This window comes from Aeromonas sp. 600724 (genome assembly GCF_049175135.1).
GTDB classification, from domain to species: domain Bacteria; phylum Pseudomonadota; class Gammaproteobacteria; order Enterobacterales; family Aeromonadaceae; genus Aeromonas; species Aeromonas veronii_A.
Window position 1 is genome coordinate 18,645 of record NZ_JAAKUM010000018.1, and the last position, 19,067, is coordinate 37,711.

Annotated in this window: 16 protein-coding genes; 7 read left to right on the top strand and 9 right to left on the bottom strand. The window is 60.9% G+C overall.

Annotation, left to right across the window (positions count from 1 at the left end):
* Positions 1-43: 43 nt before the first annotated feature.
* Positions 44-1,333 (bottom strand): serine dehydratase subunit alpha family protein, encoded by a 1,290-nt coding sequence (locus G5168_RS16665; protein WP_421230703.1) that lies wholly within the window; start codon positions 1,331-1,333, stop codon positions 44-46.
* Between the two features lie 22 nt (positions 1,334-1,355).
* Entirely contained in the window at positions 1,356-1,739 is a 384-nt protein-coding gene (locus tag G5168_RS16670) for a Rid family detoxifying hydrolase (protein WP_005344164.1), read from the bottom strand.
* Between the two features lie 251 nt (positions 1,740-1,990).
* Here G5168_RS16670 and G5168_RS16675 point away from each other — a divergent pair, with 251 nt between their 5' ends.
* The 3 genes from G5168_RS16675 to G5168_RS16685 all read left to right on the top strand — a co-directional run bounded on the left by G5168_RS16675 (position 1,991) and on the right by G5168_RS16685 (position 6,041).
* Positions 1,991-3,286 carry an amino acid permease gene (locus G5168_RS16675; protein WP_021229327.1) on the top strand — a complete coding sequence of 432 codons (1,296 nt, stop codon included), beginning with the start codon at positions 1,991-1,993 and terminating at the stop codon, positions 3,284-3,286.
* Between the two features lie 192 nt (positions 3,287-3,478).
* Positions 3,479-5,485: a methyl-accepting chemotaxis protein gene (locus tag G5168_RS16680; RefSeq protein WP_421252469.1), complete on the top strand. Its 2,007-nt coding sequence runs from the start codon at positions 3,479-3,481 to the stop codon at positions 5,483-5,485.
* Between the two features lie 268 nt (positions 5,486-5,753).
* On the top strand, positions 5,754-6,041 hold the full coding sequence (locus G5168_RS16685) for a hypothetical protein (RefSeq protein ID WP_421252470.1): 288 nt from the start codon (positions 5,754-5,756) through the stop codon (positions 6,039-6,041).
* An 80-nt stretch (positions 6,042-6,121) separates the two neighbouring features.
* Here the strand turns inward: G5168_RS16685 and G5168_RS16690 are convergent, their stop codons facing one another.
* Complete coding sequence (locus tag G5168_RS16690) at positions 6,122-6,310, bottom strand: hypothetical protein (RefSeq protein WP_005334402.1); 189 nt, start codon at positions 6,308-6,310, stop codon at positions 6,122-6,124.
* A 271-nt stretch (positions 6,311-6,581) separates the two neighbouring features.
* Complete coding sequence (gene speA, locus G5168_RS16695) at positions 6,582-8,483, bottom strand: biosynthetic arginine decarboxylase (protein WP_005344160.1); 1,902 nt, start codon at positions 8,481-8,483, stop codon at positions 6,582-6,584.
* Positions 8,484-9,497: 1,014 nt separating this feature from the next.
* On the opposite strand from speA, the gene pepT reads away from it, so the two are divergent.
* Entirely contained in the window at positions 9,498-10,721 is a 1,224-nt protein-coding gene (gene pepT, locus G5168_RS16700; RefSeq protein WP_421252471.1) for a peptidase T, read from the top strand.
* A 213-nt stretch (positions 10,722-10,934) separates the two neighbouring features.
* On the top strand, positions 10,935-12,644 hold the full coding sequence (locus G5168_RS16705) for a lysophospholipid acyltransferase family protein (RefSeq protein WP_216951722.1): 1,710 nt from the start codon (positions 10,935-10,937) through the stop codon (positions 12,642-12,644).
* 114 nt (positions 12,645-12,758) lie between these two features.
* Here G5168_RS16705 and G5168_RS16710 read toward each other — a convergent pair whose 3' ends face one another.
* From G5168_RS16710 to G5168_RS16725, 4 genes are all read right to left on the bottom strand, one after another.
* The gene (locus G5168_RS16710; protein ID WP_005344153.1) at positions 12,759-13,067 is read right to left on the bottom strand and encodes a SelT/SelW/SelH family protein; all 309 of its coding nucleotides are present in this window, start codon (positions 13,065-13,067) and stop codon (positions 12,759-12,761) included.
* Positions 13,068-13,145: 78 nt separating this feature from the next.
* Positions 13,146-14,270, bottom strand: coding sequence for an adenosylhomocysteinase (locus tag G5168_RS16715; RefSeq protein ID WP_421252472.1), 1,125 nt, complete (start codon positions 14,268-14,270; stop codon positions 13,146-13,148).
* Between the two features lie 182 nt (positions 14,271-14,452).
* Positions 14,453-15,190 (bottom strand): hypothetical protein, encoded by a 738-nt coding sequence (locus G5168_RS16720; protein WP_421252473.1) that lies wholly within the window; start codon positions 15,188-15,190, stop codon positions 14,453-14,455.
* Entirely contained in the window at positions 15,190-15,750 is a 561-nt protein-coding gene (locus G5168_RS16725) for a YceI family protein (RefSeq protein WP_421252474.1), read from the bottom strand. The genes G5168_RS16720 and G5168_RS16725 overlap by 1 nt, the downstream gene beginning before the upstream one ends.
* Before the next feature lie 109 nt (positions 15,751-15,859).
* Between G5168_RS16725 and G5168_RS16730 the strand changes: the two genes are divergently transcribed.
* Positions 15,860-16,762: a LysR family transcriptional regulator gene (locus G5168_RS16730; RefSeq protein ID WP_204385256.1), complete on the top strand. Its 903-nt coding sequence runs from the start codon at positions 15,860-15,862 to the stop codon at positions 16,760-16,762.
* A 55-nt stretch (positions 16,763-16,817) separates the two neighbouring features.
* Here the strand turns inward: G5168_RS16730 and G5168_RS16735 are convergent, their stop codons facing one another.
* Positions 16,818-17,234, bottom strand: coding sequence for a hypothetical protein (locus tag G5168_RS16735; RefSeq protein ID WP_421252475.1), 417 nt, complete (start codon positions 17,232-17,234; stop codon positions 16,818-16,820).
* Between the two features lie 67 nt (positions 17,235-17,301).
* Here G5168_RS16735 and G5168_RS16740 point away from each other — a divergent pair, with 67 nt between their 5' ends.
* On the top strand, positions 17,302-19,032 hold the full coding sequence (locus tag G5168_RS16740; RefSeq protein WP_421252476.1) for a formate--tetrahydrofolate ligase: 1,731 nt from the start codon (positions 17,302-17,304) through the stop codon (positions 19,030-19,032).
* Positions 19,033-19,067 lie beyond the last annotated feature (35 nt).

The following is a 19,067-nucleotide window of genomic DNA, read 5'->3' on the forward strand; positions in this document are numbered from 1 at the left end:
TTGCTGCCGGACAATGGACGCCGGGCAGCAACCGACAGGGACATCAGGCGGACATGATATCAATAATGGTGCTGTCTGTGGCAGACATACCCTCCTTCACCATCTGGCCGACGTTGCGGATGGTCTGATCCACGTCACCGGCGACGATCCCCTGCCCCGACACCGAGTGGCTGTTGAGGGCCATCAGGAAGCCGCGCACCGCCGCACCGGAGGAGGTACTCACCTTCATGGCGCAGGAGGCTTTCGCGCCGTCGCACACCATGCCGGCACTGTCACTCAGCACGTTCTGGATGGCAAAGCAGGATTGCTCGAAGCTGCCGCCCGCCAGATAGACCATGGCCATGGAGGCGGCCGCGCTGGTCACGGTATTGCCACAGAAGGCCGACAGCGGCGGATAGTGGGACTTGATATAGATGGCGCCCAGATGGCTCATGATGAGGGCGCGAGCCAGCTGCTCTTCGCTGGCCGCAAAGCGCTCGGCAATTACCATCACCGGAATGGTGGCGGCAATGCCCTGGTTGCCGCTGCCGAAGTTGCTCATGGCTGGCAGGGTCGCGCCCCCCATGCGGGCATCGGAGGCGGCCGCCGTCATCATCACGATGCGGTTCATCACATCCTCGCCGATAAGACCGGCATTGATGTTCTGCTGCATGGTGCGGCCAATCTCCAGGCCATAGGGGTTGTTCATCCCCTCGGCGGAGAGCTTGCCGTTAAGCTCCGAGGCTTTGAGGATGAACCTGATCTGCTCGAACTCCACCTGAGTGGCGAACTCGTAGATGGCGGCGATGCTGATATCGACGCCATCGCAAATGGAACCGGTTGCACCACCCTGGCTCTGATCGGCGGTGAAGGTCACCTCGCCATCGCGGCGCTGCTCGACGATGCGGGTATGACCACCGCAGAGGGTCACTTCGGCGCTGTGCTCTTCACCATGTTCATCCGTGCCATAAACGGTCACGCGGCAGAAGATAAACTCGGGGGCGGCGGTGCGGCTCACCTGCACCTTGCCAGCATCGATCAGCTGCTGGGCACGCTCCACCTGTTCTGGCTGGATCGCGGCCAGCACCTCCAGCCCGGCATCGGCGTTGCCACCGATGGCTCCGGCCGCAGCCGCAATGGCCAGACCGATCTTGCCGGTGCCCGGCACATAGACACCCATCGAGTTTTTATAGAGATTGTCCGACACTGCAACCTCGAGGCGACCTGGCTCACAGCCCAGTTGCCGGGTGGCGACCGCTGCGGCATAGGCGGCGGCGATTGGCTCGGTACAACCCAGCGCTGGTTTGACAACCTGTTGAATAATCTGCAGATACTGCTGCCACGCTTGTTTCATCACTTGAACCTTTTTATCAGCATTAACGAGCGATATGGGCGATCGCTTCCACTTCAACCTTGACGCCCATCGGCAGATCCTTCACTGCGAAGCAGCTGCGCGCCGGACAATCTTTCTGGAAATAGGCTTTATAGACCTCGTTGAACGCGGCAAAATCGCTGATCTCGGCGAGGTAGCAGGTAGTTTTGAGCACGGTATCCAGCGAGCCGCCAGCGGCTTCCAGCACGGATTTCAGGTTTTCCAGTGACTGGCGGGTCTGGGCGGCAATCCCCCCTTCCACCACACCACCCTGTTGCTTGCAGACCGGCAACTGACCGGAGGTAAAGATGAGGTCGCCATAGGCAGTGCCGTGGCTGTAGGGACCGATAGCGTCAGGTGCCGCTGCTGCTGTGATGATGCGTTTCATATAGCCACTCCTGTTTGTGCAATTTTTTTTGCAATCACGAATCTCATTCCGTTCAACATTATTTGCTTTTTATTTTATCCATTCAACAAAAAGATACAAAAATGGCGTTTAAAGGCACCTTTCGGCCTCAATATAAACCGTGATCACCATCCTGATTTGAACAAAAGTACTCTTATGGGCATTGTTTATGACAGTTTAATTCAACTATATTTGCGCCGCTTTCCCACATCCCTACAAAAAAGAAGGTTTTAATGGACGCGCATAGCACTACACTCGCCAGCCCCGTGATGGGCACGCTGGAATGGAAAGAAGCGGTTCGCTTCGACAGCACCGACTGGGGCTGGATCATCATGAGCATCGGCATGGCCATCGGCGCAGGGATCGTCTTCCTGCCGGTACAGGTGGGTCTGATGGGCTTGTGGGTCTTTCTGCTCTCGGCGGTGATCGGCTACCCCGCCATGTACATGTTCCAGCGCCTCTTTATCAACACCCTGGCCACCTCGCCAGAGTGCAAGGATTACCCCAGCGTCATCACCGGCTACCTTGGCAAGAACTGGGGTGTGCTGCTCGGCGCACTCTACTTCGTGATGCTGGTGATCTGGGTCTTCGTCTACTCCACAGCCATCACCAATGACAGCGCCTCCTTCCTGCAGAGCTTCGGCGTCACCGACGGCCTGCTCTCCGAAAACCCGCTCTACGGTCTGGTGCTGATCTGTGGCCTGGTGGCACTGGCCTCGCGCGGCGAAAACCTGCTGTTCAAGATCTCCACCTTTATGGTGCTGACCAAGATCAGCGTGGTGGCCGTGCTCGGCCTGATGATGGTGGACAAGTGGGATGCGGCAAACATCACCGCCATGCCCGCCGCCGGTGACTGGATGAAGGATGCCATCATCATGCTCCCCTTTACCCTCACCTCCATCCTCTTTATCCAGAGCCTGAGCCCCATGGTGATCTCCTACCGCTCGCGGGAAAAGTCGCTGGAAGTGGCCCGCTTCAAGGCGATGCGCGCCATGAATATCGCCTTCGGCATCCTGTTTGTGGTGGTGTTCTTCTACGCGGTTTCCTTTACCCTGGCCATGGGCCACGATCAGGCGGTCAAAGCCTCCGAGGAGAATATCTCCGCACTGGCGATGGTGGCGCAGGGGATGCCCGGCCAGACCCTCAAGCTCCTGAGCCTCACCCTCAACATCTTCGCGGTGATGACCGCCTACTTCGGCGTTTACCTCGGTTTCCGTGAAGCCTGTCAGGGTCTGGCGATGAACCTGCTGCGCCGGGTTCTGCCGGAAAACCGCATCAACAAAGGATTGGTAGGCAAAGGGATCATGGTGTTCACCGTCATGCTCTCCTGGGGTGCCATCGTGCTCAACGCCCCGGTGCTGAGCTTCACCTCCATCTGCAGCCCCATCTTCGGCATGGTGGGTTGCCTCATCCCGGCCTATCTGGTCTATCAGGTACCGGCGCTGCACAAGTACAAGGGCACCTCCCTCTACATCATCATCGTCACCGGCCTACTGCTCTGTGTCTCGCCCTTCCTGGCGTTCAACTGATCGGTTTCCCCTTATCGACCGCGGGTCACCTTCGGGTGGCCCGTTTTCTATTGGCTCGGCTGACGGCACCCCGCCCGGAAGTAAAAAGCCAAGGGGATCACAACTTGCAACCGGCCATCACCCAAGGGAGGCCGCTCGGAGTACTATTCAGGCAACACGAATCACGCCCGCACTCAGGTATCGAGGCTTAACATGAAATGGATTTTCAACCCCGCCATCCGGCTGGGCAATCAGCTCTCCTTCAAATACAAATTCCTGCTCTGGTCCTGTCTGATGCTGCTGCCACTGGCGTACAGCATGACCAATCTGCTGGGGCGGCTGCAGGATGACAACGTCCAGGCCAACCGCGAGCTGGCGGGAGTGGTCAATCTCGCCCCCGTGCCCGCTATCGAGCAAGCCCTGCTCACCCATCGCAATCTGGTAACCCGTCATGCCTATGAAGTGGATCCGGTCGGTGATGATCAGGTCAAGGCAGCCGCACAAGCCGTTGATCAGAGCCTGCAAGCCTTTGCCGACACCCGCCAGAACAACCCCTCCTTTGAGGTGATCCAGCAGGGCTGGGCCGCCCTGCAGAGTGAAGCGGGCAAGCTGGAAGTGGAGCAGAGCAACCTGCGCCACGACAAGCTGTTGACCGAGGTGCGCCACCTCTACAAGCACATTACCGCTGCCAGCAGCCTTATTCAGGATCCGGCGCTCGGTACCTACTACATGGTGATCCTCGCCAGCGAGCGGTTGCCGCAGCTGCGCGACCAGCTGGCTCAGGTGCGGGATCGTGCCGCCACCATCGCCGATTTCGGCCTGTTTCAGGCCGAGGGCTACAGCGGCCTGCGTTTTCGTCTTGACCTGATCAGCGCCACTCTGCAAGAGCTGGAGGCCGATCTGACCCTGCTATACCAGATGGAACCGGCCTACCGCGCCGAGCTGGGTCAGCAGACCGATGCTCTGATACAGCTGGTGCGTCAGGGGGTCGAGACCATGGAAAACAAGATGATGAAGGATCAGCTGGTGCAGCTCTCCACCAAGGAGGTGCAAGCGCTGGGGGATAAAATGGACGAGGCCATCACCGCGCTGGCAGGCCAGGTACGCCAGCGGCTGGAGGCCGACTTACATCAGCGGCTGACCGCCAACCAGCGCCACTTCTGGTGGGTCACCGCGCCGCTGACCATCAGCTTGCTGCTCTACCTCTACCTGATGATCGGCGCCTATCTCTCCCTGCGCGACACCGTAGGGCGGGTGCGTGATATTGCCGCTCGGGTCAACGCCCAGGATCTCAGCCAGCATATCGAGATCGTCGGTCAGGACGAGCTGGCCGCCATCAGCCGGGATTACAACGTGACCCTGGAGACCCTGCGCACCCTGATGCTGCGAGTGCGTGAAAATGGCGTCACCGTGGTGGAGAGCGCCACCGAGATCGAAGCGCGTACCTGCCGCTCACAGGAGGTGATCGCCGATCAGCAAGGGGAGACCCATCAGGTCGCCACCGCCATCAAGGAGCTGGCCGCCACCTCACAAGACATGGCGGGCAACGCCCTGCAAGCCGCCCGCATGACCCAGGAGGCGCAGAACGTGGTCGGTCAGGGCGAGGATGTGGTGGAACGAACCATCAAGGCAATCGACCATATCAACCGCGAGGTGCTGCGTACCGCCGACACCATAGGCCAGCTGGAACAGCAGTGCAGCCAGATTGGCGGCGTCATCAGCGTGATCCGCAGCATCGCCGAACAGACCAACCTGCTGGCCCTCAACGCTGCCATCGAAGCGGCCCGGGCTGGTGAGCAGGGTCGCGGCTTTGCGGTGGTGGCCGACGAGGTGCGGTCTCTTGCCAACCGCACCCAGGGGGCTACCGTCGAGATCCAGCAGATGATTGAACAGCTGCAATCCGGCGCCCGCGCCTCGGTCACCGCCATGTCGGCGGCCAGCCATGAAGCGCAGGAGGGGGTCGGGCTGGCGCAGGAGGCAAAACAGGCTTTCGGCGCCATCACCGAGAAGGTGGATCGGATGGTCGATACCAACGCCATCATCGCCAGCGCCATCGAGCAGCAGGGCGCAGTGGTCAACGAGATCGAACGCAACGTGGTGCGCATCTCCGATGGCAGTGACGAGGCGCTGCAAGTGGCCAGCGCCGCCCGCGATGCCGCCCGCCAGATCCACCAGCTCACCGAACAGCTGCGCGCCATGGTACAGAGCTTCGTGCTGTAACAGAGCGCTGACAAGCCGGGCTCAACGTGAGCCCGGCATTATCCCGGTCTCGCCCCTGCCCACAATATCTCGGTTGTTCGGATCATCCAGAAAATCTCTGCGACCCACTTGCCGGGCAAACGCCAACAAAGTAGTCTCGAACGAAAACAAAATGCGGCATTCCCGACACGCACTGTCTGCGACGTCGAGGGAAACGAAGCCGCCTGCGAGCCACAGATTAAAACCAGCGTCACGTCATTTATCACCCGCTTCAAGCGAGGATTCACCCATGGCCAGATACCAGTTTTTTACCATTCCGGCGTCCAATCGGCAGCAATACACCTTTATCGACATGGCATCTCCGACCTTTCTGAGTGAAAAGGCGGCACTGCTGACCCAAGGATTCGAGGTGGAGGAGGACTTTATTGACGCGACCACTCCACGGGAGGCCGTCGAGATGTACCAATCCAATTTTCTCTATGTGGCGGATGAGATAGGCAAGTCCGATAGCAGCTACGCCGCGGCCATCGCCATGCTGGAGCTAGGCAAGGGGCTATTTGGCAAAAAAACTCGCTGAGATAAGCTGCAGCGATGAAGAGTGGTGGCCATCGTGGCAACGTGCCCGATGGCCATATGGCAAGACATCAATTCGGTAAGTCAGAAGCGCCCCAGCTGCTGGAGCATCTCGATCAGCTCCTCTTCGCTGCTCGGCTCATAGGCCAGCTGAAGGCTCGGGGCAGCGCCCCCCATCAGCATGTAGACGTTGGTGCTGCAGTGGTCGTAGTGATACCACTTACCGTCGATACAGACGTCGGTATAGCATCTCGGGTCCCTTTTCAGTTCCATATGCACATCCTTTTGTTACATTCCATCAACATCAATCTTGACCGTAAAATAACCACCGAGGTTCAAGCTTGATGCAGATCAATGGAAGCGGCTGAAAGGGATAGATATCTGCCAGATCTGTGGCTTGCGGATGCCCCGAGCCATCATAGGTTATCCAAATGAAGATGGACCGAGCGCACCGTCATATCGCCGGATGGCCCCCGGTAACAAAAACGGCGCCCGCAGGCGCCGTTTTTGATTTTCCCTCAAAAGCGAGGGGCAAACAGAAGGCTTATTCGTCTTCCAGATAGGCGTAGCCTTGCAGGCCCAGCTCCAGCTCGTCGAGCAGGGCTTTGCGAGTGGCATCGTCCAGAGCCGGGTGGGCAGCGATCCGCTGGTAGTTTTCGCGGATCACGGACGGGTCGATGTTGACGTAACGCAGCAGCTGGTCGACGGTGTCGCCACGCACCACGTTGCGAATGTCCATCTTGCCCTCTTCGTCCAGCCACACTTCCGCGCAGTGGGTGTCACCGAACAGGTTGTGCAGATCGCCGAGGATCTCCTGATAGGCACCGACCAGGAAGAAGCCGACGTGGCACTCTTCGTTCTCGCCGTAGACCGGCATCGGCAGGGTGCTCTCGACCCCCAGACCGTCGACATAGTGCTCGACCTGACCGTCGGAGTCACAGGTGATATCCATCAGGATACCGCGACGGCTAAGCGGACGATCGAGACCGGCCAGCGGCATCACCGGGAATACCTGACCGATACCCCAGGCATCCGGCAGGGACTGGAACAGGGAGAAGTTGGCAAAGCACTTGTCCGCCAGCTTTTCACTCAGCTCGTCAGCCAGCGCACGGTGGTTGCGGTTGACCGGGTTGAGCATCTCTTTGAGCGCCAGACAGGTGTTCTGGTGCAGCATCTCGGCCCAGGCACGCTGTTCAAGGTTCAAGAGGCCCATGGTGTACTGGGTATTCACGTCACCCAGATCTGCCACCGAGTCATGGAAGATCTCCAGCAGGGAGGGATCTTCGCTGCGCAGATCCAGCCAGCCTTTCCACATGTTCTGCAGAATGGTCGGCGCATCTTCGTCCGGCGCGCTGATGTCGTTCATCTCCACCCCTTCGGCACCAATGATATTGGTGACCAGCACGGCGTGGTGGGCAGTCAGGGCACGGCCAGACTCGCTGATGATGGTCGGGTGCGGCAGATCGAACTCGCGGCAGACATCGCCGATACCCCATACCACGTTGTTGGCGTACTCGGAGAGGCTGTAGTTGGCGGAGCAGTGGCTCTGGGAACGGGTTCCCTCGTAGTCCACCCCCAGGCCGCCGCCGACGTCCACGACTTCGATGTTGGCACCGAGGCGACGCAGTTCAGCGTAGAAACGGCCGCACTCGCGGATGCCGCCCTGAATGTCGCGGATATTGGCGATCTGGGAACCCAGATGGAAGTGCAGCAGTTGCAGGCAATCCAGCTTGCCCAGCCCGCGCAGACGCTCGATCAGCGCCAGGATCTGGGAGGCGGAGAGACCAAATTTGGACATGGAGCCACCGCTCGATTCCCACATGCCGGAGCCGGTGGAGGCGAGCTTGGCACGCACCCCGATGTTGGGCTTGATGTTGAGACGAGCTGACTCGTCCAGCACCATTTCCAGTTCGGAGGGCTTCTCCACCACGATGTAGACCTTGTGGCCCATCAGGTTGCCCAAGAGGGCGTGGCGGATATATTCGCGGTCTTTGTAACCGTTGCAGACGATCACCGAGCCTTGCTCATGGTGATGGGACAGCACGGCCAGCAGTTCCGGTTTGGAACCAGCTTCCAGGCCAAGCCGGGGCTTGTCGCTGTAGGACTGGCTGATGGTCTCGATGACACGACGCTGCTGGTTTACCTTGATCGGGTAAACGCAGAGGTAGTCCCCTTCATAGCCAGACTTCTCGATGGCCTGACCAAAGGCGTTGAACAGCGCATCGACCCGACTCTTGAGGATGTCAGGGAAGCGCAGCAACACGGGGGTGGTCAGCCCGGACTGACGCAACTGTTCGATGGCGTCAGAGAGCACGATATGCGCGTCAGGGCGTGATTTGTCGGGGGCGACGGTCACATGACCGGCGTCATTGATATTGAAAAAACCCGCACCCCAGTAGGGAACGTTGTAGACCTTCAAGGAGTCCTTGCTGGACCAGTTAGTCATGGGCTATGCCTCGCAAATGAGCGACCCAAAGTCGCCTTCGTTACCCTCAATCACATCCAGACCATCTAGTGCAGAGTACGGCGAGCGCTGCCATCACGAGACGCAGCCACCCAAACCAGCGCTTTGCACATCGCGGCAAGCCAGAGGCTGCCTGGTGGATCTTGGGGAAGTAACGAGTCTTGATGTGGGGCTGGTGGCTTTACATCAAGCTCAACGGTATGCGGTGCCACTATGCCGTAGCGCCGCGGTACTTTGATGACAGACGACATCAGCCACGCCGTCAGTTCATCATTCGGCAGCGATCCCGACAGAAGGAGAGGGTTCCAAGGAAGAGAAGCGAAGGCGCCAGCACGCATGCGTGTTGATAGACGACAACAACCACAGCCCACCTCACCGTCAGTGACCGCCCATGACAAGGGAAGATGATGAGCCGGTGGCCCACTCGGTCAAATGAAGGATGAGAGTCTGTTGTTCTCCCTGATACCGGAGCCTAACCGGTATTAAAGAAACCATTCCCCAGCAGTGTCTGTCGTTTCTGCGTGCCTCGCCCTATAGGCGTATGATCGGTCGGGTTTCTGGCGGCTCTGCCTGCTTCAGGGTTGCCCTTGGATCGGCGCGGAGTGTACACACTTACCGCGGGCAGTGACAATAAAAAATAGTGTTCAAAATCCCCTTTTAATGAGTCGATCAAATCTTGCTGGCGGGCAGGCGGGCTCTGGGATGGCGCAGGTTATGCGACAGCCCGGTTTCCCCTTGAAAAGTGTGTGAAAACGCCACAATTGGGCTGACGCCTTGCTGTGCGGTGGCTGAGGGGAATTTGGCCGCCACCGCCAGCGCCTAAATATCGCAATAAATGCCACATTTATGCGATCTCCCTCCCGGACGTTGCGTCGCACGCCGCACCTCACCCGCTCTCCCCTTGCGTCAAAAAATGGGAAAAACCTGCGCTGACGCAATGAGTGCCCCGCACGGATTGGCCACAATGGCCGCTCACAATCGGTTAGAGGCTGACTAATGGATACCCTGCTTGAGCGTTTTCTGCGTTACGTAACTTTTCATACCCGCTCCGATGAGACCAATCCAGCCTGCCCGAGCAGCGAAGGCCAGCTGATCTTTGCCCGTGCCCTGCAAGAAGAGATGAAGTCGCTAGGGCTGACCCGAGTCACCCTGGATGAGCACGGCTACCTCACCGGCTGCCTGCCAGGCAACCAGCCGGACGCCCCCGCCATCGGCCTGATTGCCCACATGGATACCGCCGACTACGAGGCGGAACACGTAGTACCGCAAATCATCGAGAACTATCAGGGCGGCGATATCTGTCTTGGCAAGGGTGACGAGGTGCTCGCCATCCGTGACTACCGCTTCCTGAAAAACTACCTGGGTCAGGATCTCATCACCACCGACGGCACTACCCTTCTCGGCGCCGACGACAAGGCGGGTATCGCCGAGATCCTCACCGCCATCGACCACCTGCAGGCGCACCCCGAGATCCCGCGCGGCGATATCTGGGTCGGCTTTACTCCGGATGAGGAGATCGGCCGCGGCGCCAACCTGTTTCCGCTGGAGAGATTCCCGGTCAAGTGGGCCTATACCGTGGATGGCGGCGAACTGGGCGAGCTGGAGTATGAAAATTTCAACGCCGCCAGCGCCACGGTTCGTTTTATCGGCAATAACGTCCACCCCGGCACCGCCAAGGGGAGCATGATCAACAGCCAAACCCTGGCCGCCCGCTTCCACGCCGCCATGCCAGCCGACGAGACCCCGGAGTGCACCGACGGGTATGAGGGCTTCTTCCATCTGGCCCAGATGAGCGGCACCGTGGAGGAGAGCACCCTGCACTACATCATCCGTGACTTCGACGACGAGCACTTCGCCGCGCGCAAAGCCGAGATGCAGAACCGGGTGGCCGCCCTGCAGGCCGAGTATCCGAAGGCCCGCATCGAGCTGACCCTGACCGACAGCTACCGTAACATGCGCAGCCAGATCGAGCCGCACATGCATATCGTCGAGCTCGCCAAGGCCGCCATGGAGGCCGCCGACGTGGTGCCGAAGATCAAGCCCATTCGCGGCGGTACCGATGGCGCCCGTCTCTCCTTTATGGGTCTGCCCTGCCCCAACCTCTTCACCGGAGGCCACAACTTCCACGGCAAGCACGAGTTCATCCCGCTGCAATCCATGGAGAAATCGGTCGCCACCCTGGTGGAGCTGGTGCGCCTCACCGCGGCTTGGCGCGGCTAATCGAGTCGCTATCCTTACCACGACCACCGAGGGGGGGAGCCGGTTAACCGGCTCCCCCCTTGCTATCTGGCCATCACCCATCAAGAAAGGGAAACCGGGGAGGGTCGCTCAGGAGCAACTGGCCGCCGCTGCCATCAAACTGTCATCCCGCTGACATGTCGCGGGAACAGTGTCACATCATGCTGGGAGCAACGGATCGCCGGAGCCCCCCAGATGTTCACTATCGATACCCTGCTGACCCAGCACTTCCCCCGCCTGCTTGGCTACCCCCTGCTCACCCCGCTGTTAAAGCGGCTGCTGGGCTGGCTGCTCAACGAACGTGCCTTTGCCGACTTTGCCGCCCGCTACCCGCACCTGCGCGGCCTCGACTTTGTCGAGCAGGCGCTGACCCAGCTCGATTTCGACTATCGGGTCAGCGAGGCGCAGCTGGAGCATATTCCCGCCAGCGGCCGGGTCATTCTAGTCGCCAACCACCCCATCGGCTCGCTGGACGGACTAGCGCTGCTGCAACTGCTCGGCCGCATCCGCCCCGATGTGAAGATCGTCGCCAACCAGCTGCTGGCCCAGCTCGCGCCGCTGCGCCCTTTGCTATTGCCGGTGGACAATATGGAGGGCAAGACCGATCGACAGGCCATCCTCGCCATGAACGAACACCTCGCCCATGAAGGGGCACTGGTGATCTTCCCCGCAGGCGAAGTCTCGCGGCTTGGCCTCAAGGGGGTGAAAGATGGCCCCTGGCAGGCAGGCTTTATCAAGCTGGCCCAGCGCACCCGCACCCCGCTGGTGCCCATCCATCTGGGAGGGCGCAACAGCCTCTGGTTCTATCTCGCCTCCTGGCTCAACAAGCCCGCCTCCGCCCTATTGCTGGTGCGCCAGCTGTTTCGCCAGCAGGGGCAGACCCTGCCGGTGACCATAGGAGCGCGCATTCCGCTCGGCAGTTTTCAGGAGCTGCCCGCCAAGACGGCGGCGCGGCTGGTGCGCAACCACCTCTACCGGATTGGCCGTGGCAAGGCGGGACGGCTGCAGACCGAGGCCCCCATCGCCCTGCCGGGGGATCGCCGCCAGCTCAAACAGGCCATCGAAAGCTGCGAACAGCTCGGCACCACCCCGGATGGTCAGGGGATCTACCTCTACCGCCGCCACGAACTGAGCCACTCGGTGATCCTGCGCGAGCTGGGGCGACTGCGGGAGATCGCCTTTCGCGCAGTGGGGGAAGGGTCTGGCAAGCGGCGGGATCTCGATGGTTTTGACAACGACTATCACCACCTGATCCTCTGGGATCCGGCCCGACTCGACATTATCGGCGCCTACCGCTTTGCCCCGGTGGCGGAGCTGCTGGCCAGCAAGGGGAAGGATGGCCTCTACAGCCACACCCTGTTCGGCTTTGAGGATAAGTTGCTGCCCCGGCTGGAGCAGGCCATCGAGCTTGGCCGCAGCTTTATCCAGCCCGCCTACTGGGGCAAGCGGGGGCTCGATTATCTCTGGTTCGGCATCGGTGCTTATCTGGCCCGCTATCCCCGCTACCGCTACCTGTTTGGCCCGGTGTCGCTCTCCGGCAGCCTGCCGCCGGCGGCCAAGGATCTGCTGGTGAGCTTCTACCGCCAGCACTTTGCCCCCGAGCTGGCGCTGGCCCCCTCCCGCCGTCCCTACCCCGAGACGCAGCCTCTGTTCGAAGGGGTGGATTACGGCGCCGATCTCAAAGCACTCAAGGCCCGTCTCGACAATCTGGGCTGCGCCATCCCCACCCTCTACAAGCAGTACTCCGAGCTGTGCGAGCCGGGCGGGGTGCAATTTATGGACTTTGGTATCGACCCCGACTTCAACCACTGCATCGACGGGCTGGTGTGGGTCGATGTGAGCCGCATCAAGCCCCACAAGCGGGCCCGCTATATCGGCAGTCATCTGGCCGAGCCGCGCTCATAGCCCTGCAGGCGCCAGGCAAACAGCCAAAGGCAAAAAAGGAGAGAGAGGCCATCGCCTCCCTCTCCTTTAGCTCTCATGCTCAGCACCTTTTCGAGGCGCTCGGCCCATCTGGCGTTACTCGGCCGCCTTGCGATCCGAGTGGCCGAGATCCCGCTCAGGGGCGATAACATCGCGCACCCGCTGCTTGATCTCCTTGGCCTCGGGGAAGCCGTCATCGACCACCCGATCCCACACCTGCACCCCGTTCACCAGAATGCGGAACTCCCCCTTGCTGGCCGGCACCAGCGCCACCTCCCCCAGATCGCTGTCAAAGGTGGAAAGCAGCTCCTGCGCCAGCCAGGCGGCGCGCAGCATCCAGCGACAGAGGGTGCAGTAGCGGATTTCGATGCGGGGTTTGCTGATCAGGGTTTCAGACTCGGTCATGAGTGACTCCATAAAAAAAGCGGCCAATGGCGGGAAATGGCGTACCGCCACCCAATGGCCAATCCCGGTTCGGTCAAATCAGCGCTGATCAACCCCATGAAAATCGGCCAGCCAATGGCGGGCAATGGTACGCATCGCCGATTCTGGCAGCTCGAACAGGCCGGGAGCAAGAGGGCCTGCCGCCAGCATCCGGATCCCTTCCATGATCTCCGCCAGCACCAGATAGACATATTCGCCAATCACGGCGCCATGGACGAAGTTGACCGCCTCGCCCCGGTTGAGCAGGTAGATCTGGGTACCATCCGGCCGGTTGAGGGCCAGCACATGGGGGCACACCTCTTCGCTCGGCCACGGCAACTGGGCCAGCGAGAAGGCAAACTCGTCATCGGCCGAGGTGACCGAGGCGACCATGGTGCCGGGGCGCAGCGCCTGCAGATCCGCCAAATCCAGCGAGCCGTTGCCGGTAGAGCAGATCACCAGCTCGGCGCGGCTCAAGGCTTCAGCCTTGGTGATCAAGCGAAAACCGTGAGAGAGCGCTTCGACCTGTCGCAGCACATCTGTTTCCACCAGCCCGAGATGAAGATTGCGACAGCGCAGGTCGCGGGCGATGCTGCGCCCCACCTTGCCATAGCCAAACAGCACGGCTTCGCAGACGTTGAAAGTACGGTTGAGATTACGAGCCAGCGACTCCGCGGAGTAGACCACGCTCAAACCAATCTGGATATCCTCGGCCTGCTTGAGGGGACTGCGTGCCACCGACACCACCGGGGTCGCCAGCACCTCCTGCTCATAGCGTTGATGGCCGTTCTCGGTCATCTCCACCACCCCGAGGAAACGGGGGCCGAAGTATTCACTCAAGATCACCTGGGTTTTGGCAAAGTAACCGCCAATATCGAGGATCAGCAACCGCTCGTGGGGGGCCACCAGCGGCGCAATCTGCTGGATGAGGCTGTCGGGTTCATTGGTCCAGCGTCGGTTGAGGGGCAGCACCGGATAGTGCTGGGATACCCACTCCAGGGTCGGGCAGTGTACCGATTTCGGTTTGGGCAAAATGGCACCAATCCGTCCAATCTGACCGAGAGCGTCGATAAAACGGGGGCGATCGGGAAGCAGGTGAGTGACCAGCAGAATGCAGAGACCATCGATACGTCCCTGTCCGGTGAAATGGCGAAAAAACAGATGCTCAGATCCTTGACTGCGCAACTGTGGCCTCCTTATGTGCCGCAAAGCAGGCAAACAGAACCCGGCGCGGCCGGGTTCTGTGTGTGTCCAAATAAAATGAAAATCCTTTTTATCTGAAACACATAGGGGGCTCAATCATTATCTGCCAAGAGTATGAGCAGGTATGCAAAAATGGCGCCATTTGACCATTTTCCACACAAGTATCAGTACAAAGAAGCAGCAGGCCAGACCCACCATAGGCTGAGCCCGGTTCCCGCGGCAGCGAGCAGGATCAGCCCACTCCAACGCACTGGCCAGGGTTTGTCACGTAACGCCCACTCCAGCAGCGGCAGCAACCAGACCGGCAGCAACACCACCAGCGGCACCTCCACATATTGCCAGGCCAGCATCTGGACGAAGGCGAGGGCCAGCGCCAGACCGGCGGGTGCTACCTTGATGTCAACAAAGGTGGCAAGCAGGGCGCGAAAACCGGCGAAAGCGGCCAGCGCACCGGCCAGCTGGGCAATCAGCAGACTGCCATCGATGCCGATCACCAGTGCCAACCAGATAAAGCCGAGGGCAAACCCGAGCCCCTCGCGGCTATCACAGCGCAAGGTGCTCCAGCCAAACCAGAGGATGGCGGGCAGCAGTGCCAGCCAGATCCCGGGTTCGCTCGCCAGTACCGAGGCCAATCCCTGCCACCACACCAGCGCACTGAACACCGCAAAGAGCAGCAGTGAACCGCGCAGATTGTTCACCTGAGCCGCAATGGCGGGGGCCAGCAGGGTCAGCGGCAGCCACTGCCACGCCTTTTCCGGTATGCCATAGAGTCCACCGAGCCAGGATCCCACCAGCCAGAGCGCCAGCGCGCCCCACAGATACCCCAGTCGCGGCCAGCGCCACGATAGCAAAGCGGCTCCCAGAGGAGCCGCCAGGGTTTGCAGCAGAAGTTCCGCGCCCATTACTTGCGCACGCCTTCGACAAACAGGTTGATGTTCATCTCGTCCGGAATGCCGGGCAGCATGTAGCTCACGCCAAAGTCACTGCGTTTGATGGTGGTGGAGGCGTTGAAGCCGCTGCGGTAGCCGCCCCAGGGATCCTTGCCCTCACCGATCTTGACCAGATCGAAGGCCACTTCCTTGGAGACGCCGTGCAGAGTCAGGGTCCCTTTCAGCACGCCTTTATCCTTGGTGCCCTCGTAAGCGGAGCTGACGAAGGTCATCTTGGGATACTGCTTCACGTCGAGGAAGTCCGGGCTGCGCAGGTGCTTGTCGCGGGCCTCGTGATTGGAGTCGACGCTGGCGGCATCCACTTCAAAGCTCGCCTTGGCGGCCGCCGGGTTGGCGTTATCCATGCTGAAGGTGCCGCTGAAGGTGTTGAAGCGACCCACCAGCTCGGAGAAACCCAGGTGACCCACCTTGAACTGCACTGTGGTGTGCGCCGCATCCACATCGTAATCCGCCGCCATCAGAGGGGTAGCCATAAACAGGCAGGAGGCCAGCAGAGCCTTGGTCATTTTCATCCGTTCGTTCCTTCATCTTGGGGTTCACATCAGTGGTTAAAATGCTAACCTCGTTCTGAAGATGAATAATCAGTGATTTATTAAATTCATTATTTACTAAGGATGGAAAATGGACCAGATCGCTGCCATGCGCACCTTTATCAAGGTGGTGGAGTGCCAGAGCTTTACCAAGGCCGCCAACCAGCTCGGCATCTCGGTCGCCATGGCCTCCAAACTGATGCAGCAGCTGGAGGAGTCCCTCGCCACCCGGCTGCTGTCGCGCACCACCCGTCAGGTCAATCCCACCGAAGCGGGCCAGTTCTACTACCAGCGCTCCCTCGCCCTGCTGGCAGAGCTGGAAGAGACCCACAGCCAGCTGACCCACCACAACCAGCAGCCGAACGGCACCCTCAAGCTCTCGGTGCCGATGGATTTTGGCTATCTGCACCTCTCCCCCGCCCTGCCGCTGTTTCGCCAGCGCTTTCCCGATCTAAAGCTCGATATCGAGTACAGCGACCGGCGGGTAGCGCTGGTGGAAGAGGGGTTCGATCTGGCGCTGCGGATCGGCCACCTCAGCGACTCCTCGCTGGTGGCGCGCCAACTGGCCACCATTCGGGTCGAACTTTGCGCCAGCCCCGCCTATCTGGCGCGCAAGGGCAGACCGGAAAAGCCCGAGGATCTCAAGCAGCACGACTGTCTGATCTACACCCTGACCCAGCCGGAGTGGCACTTCAAACGGGGAAGCGAGCAGCAGAGCATCCGGCCACAGGGGCCGCTGCGGGCCAACAATGGGGTGGCGCTGACCCGCGCCGCTTGTGATGATCAGGGCATCATATTGCAGCCCACCTTTATCGTGGGGGAGGCCCTGCGGTCAGGGCAGCTGGTCAGCCTGCTGCCTGAGTGGGACAAGGGAGAAGTGGGACTTTATGCGGTCTATCCGCACCGCCGCTTCGTCTCGGGCAAGGTGCGCTGCTTTATCGAGTTCGTGCAGGAGCGCTATCTCGCCCCGCAACAGTGGGATGCGCCGACCTGATTGCCAGAGCAGAGGATACGGCCTGACTGTCCGGCCTGCTGGTCCGGCTTGAAACCTAACGCTGGCCAGGGGCCGCGGCAGGAACCAGCTTCGCCAGCAAACGCTCCTGCTCGAGACTCAACTGCCAGCGCGGCAGCCGGGTGCGGATCACCGACAACTGCGGTTCACTGAGGGCATAGGGGAGCGCCACCTCAAGCTCGGGGCAGTCAAACATGGCGGCCAGCTGCAGGATCAGAATGAGGTTTGCCTCGTCGGTCTTGTGCTTGTTGACCCGTTTGCGGATCTCGTGGCGCAGCTGGGTTTCGGGGTCCTGGGTCATCGCCTGCCAGCCGAAACCGAACAACGGCACCAGCGCGCTGACAATCCCCAGCGCCGTCATCGGCTGCTTGGGGGGATGATAGAGTGCGTTGAGATCCAGCAGAACAGGATTCTGACGAACCTCACCCTCACCAAATAAAATCGTTTTCGTCATTGGATTACCCGCTATATTCCACTAGACTGCGCCGCATATTTTACCCCGATATGCCAACGAGGTGCTGATGCTAAGCGATATCGAGATCTCCCGCCAGTCCCCCCGTCTCTCAATCCACGCGCTGGGCGAACGCCTCGCCATCCCCCAGCACCTGCTCAGCCCTCATGGCCACTACAAAGGCAAGCTCAGCCTCGACCTGCTCGCGTCTCAGCCCACACAGAGCGGCAAGCTGGTACTGGTGAGCGCCATCACCCCGACCCCGCTCGGTGAAGGGAAGACGGTGACTACCCTTGGCCTCTCCATGGGGCTCAACCATATCGGCCAGCCCAGCATCGCCACCATCCGCCAACCGAGCCTCGGGCCGGTATTCGGGGTCAAGGGGGGGGCCGCTGGTGGCGGCCACGCCCAGGTGGTGCCGATGGAGGAGATGAACCTCCACCTCACCGGCGATTTTCACGCCCTGACTGCAGCCCACAATCTGGCGGCGGCAGCCCTCGATGCCCGCCTGTTCCATGAGCGCAAACTCGGCGACCAGTTCACCACCAAAACCGGCCTGCCGCGGCTCGATATCGATGCAGATAACATCCTCTGGCCGCGCACCCTCGACATGAATGACCGCGCCCTGCGCCACCTCACGATTGGGCAGGGGGGCGCTGCCGATGGTGTGGAGCGCAGCGATCGCTTCGTCATCACCGCCGCCTCCGAGCTGATGGCCATTCTGGCGCTGGCGAGCGAGCTGAAAGACCTGCGCCAGCGCATCGGCCGCATCCAGCTGGCCCGCGATATCCACGGCAAGCCCATTACCGCCGAACAGCTGGAAGTGGCGGGCGCCATGACGGTGCTGCTCAAAGATGCGCTGCAACCGACCCTGATGCAGACCACCGAGCAGACGCCGGTGCTGGTGCACGCCGGCCCCTTTGCCAACATCGCCCACGGCAACTCCTCGGTGATCGCCGATCGCATCGCCCTTGGCCTGACCGACTATGTGGTGACCGAAGCAGGTTTTGGCTCCGACATGGGGCTGGAGAAGTTCTTCAACATCAAGAGCCGCCAATCCGGCATTACCCCCGCCTGCGTGGTGCTGGTAGCCACGGTGCGCGGTCTCAAGGCCAACAGCGGTCTGCTCGATATCCGTCCGGGCCAGCCGCTACCAGCCAGCCTGCAGGGGGAAGATCTGCCGACCCTCAAGCAGGGCTGCGCCAACCTCGCCTGGCATATCCGGAACGCCCGCCGCTACGGGGTGCCGGTGGTGGTCGCCATCAACCGCTTCCCCACCGACAGCGAGGCCGAACTGGCGCTGCTGGCCCATGAAGCGCAGCAAGCCGGTGCCTGTGGCGCGGCCATCTCCAACGCCTTCACCCAGGGTGGTGCCGGTGCCAGCGAGCTGGCCCGCGCCGTGGTCGCCGCCTGCGAGCAACCCGGCAAGGTGAAACTGCTCTACCCCGACGAGGCGAGCCTCGACGCCAAACTGGCGACCCTGGTGGAGTGCGGCTACGGCGGCCGCGGAGTGCAGCTCTCCGACAGAGCGCGCCAGCAGCTGGCGCAACTCTCCGCCGAAGGGTGGGATCACTTGCCCATCTGCGTAGCCAAGACGCCGCTCTCCATCAGCCACGACCCAGCCCTCAAAGGGGTACCGACCGATTTCGAGGTGCCCATCGACGAGCTGAAGCTCTGCGCCGGTGCCGGGTTCGTCTATGCGCTGGCGGGCCCCATCATGACCATGCCGGGGCTGGGCAGTCTGCCTGCCTATCGCCATATCGATATCGATGAGAACGGCGAGATAGTCGGCCTGAGCTGAGCCCTTCCACAACGCCAGAAACAACAAGGCCCCGC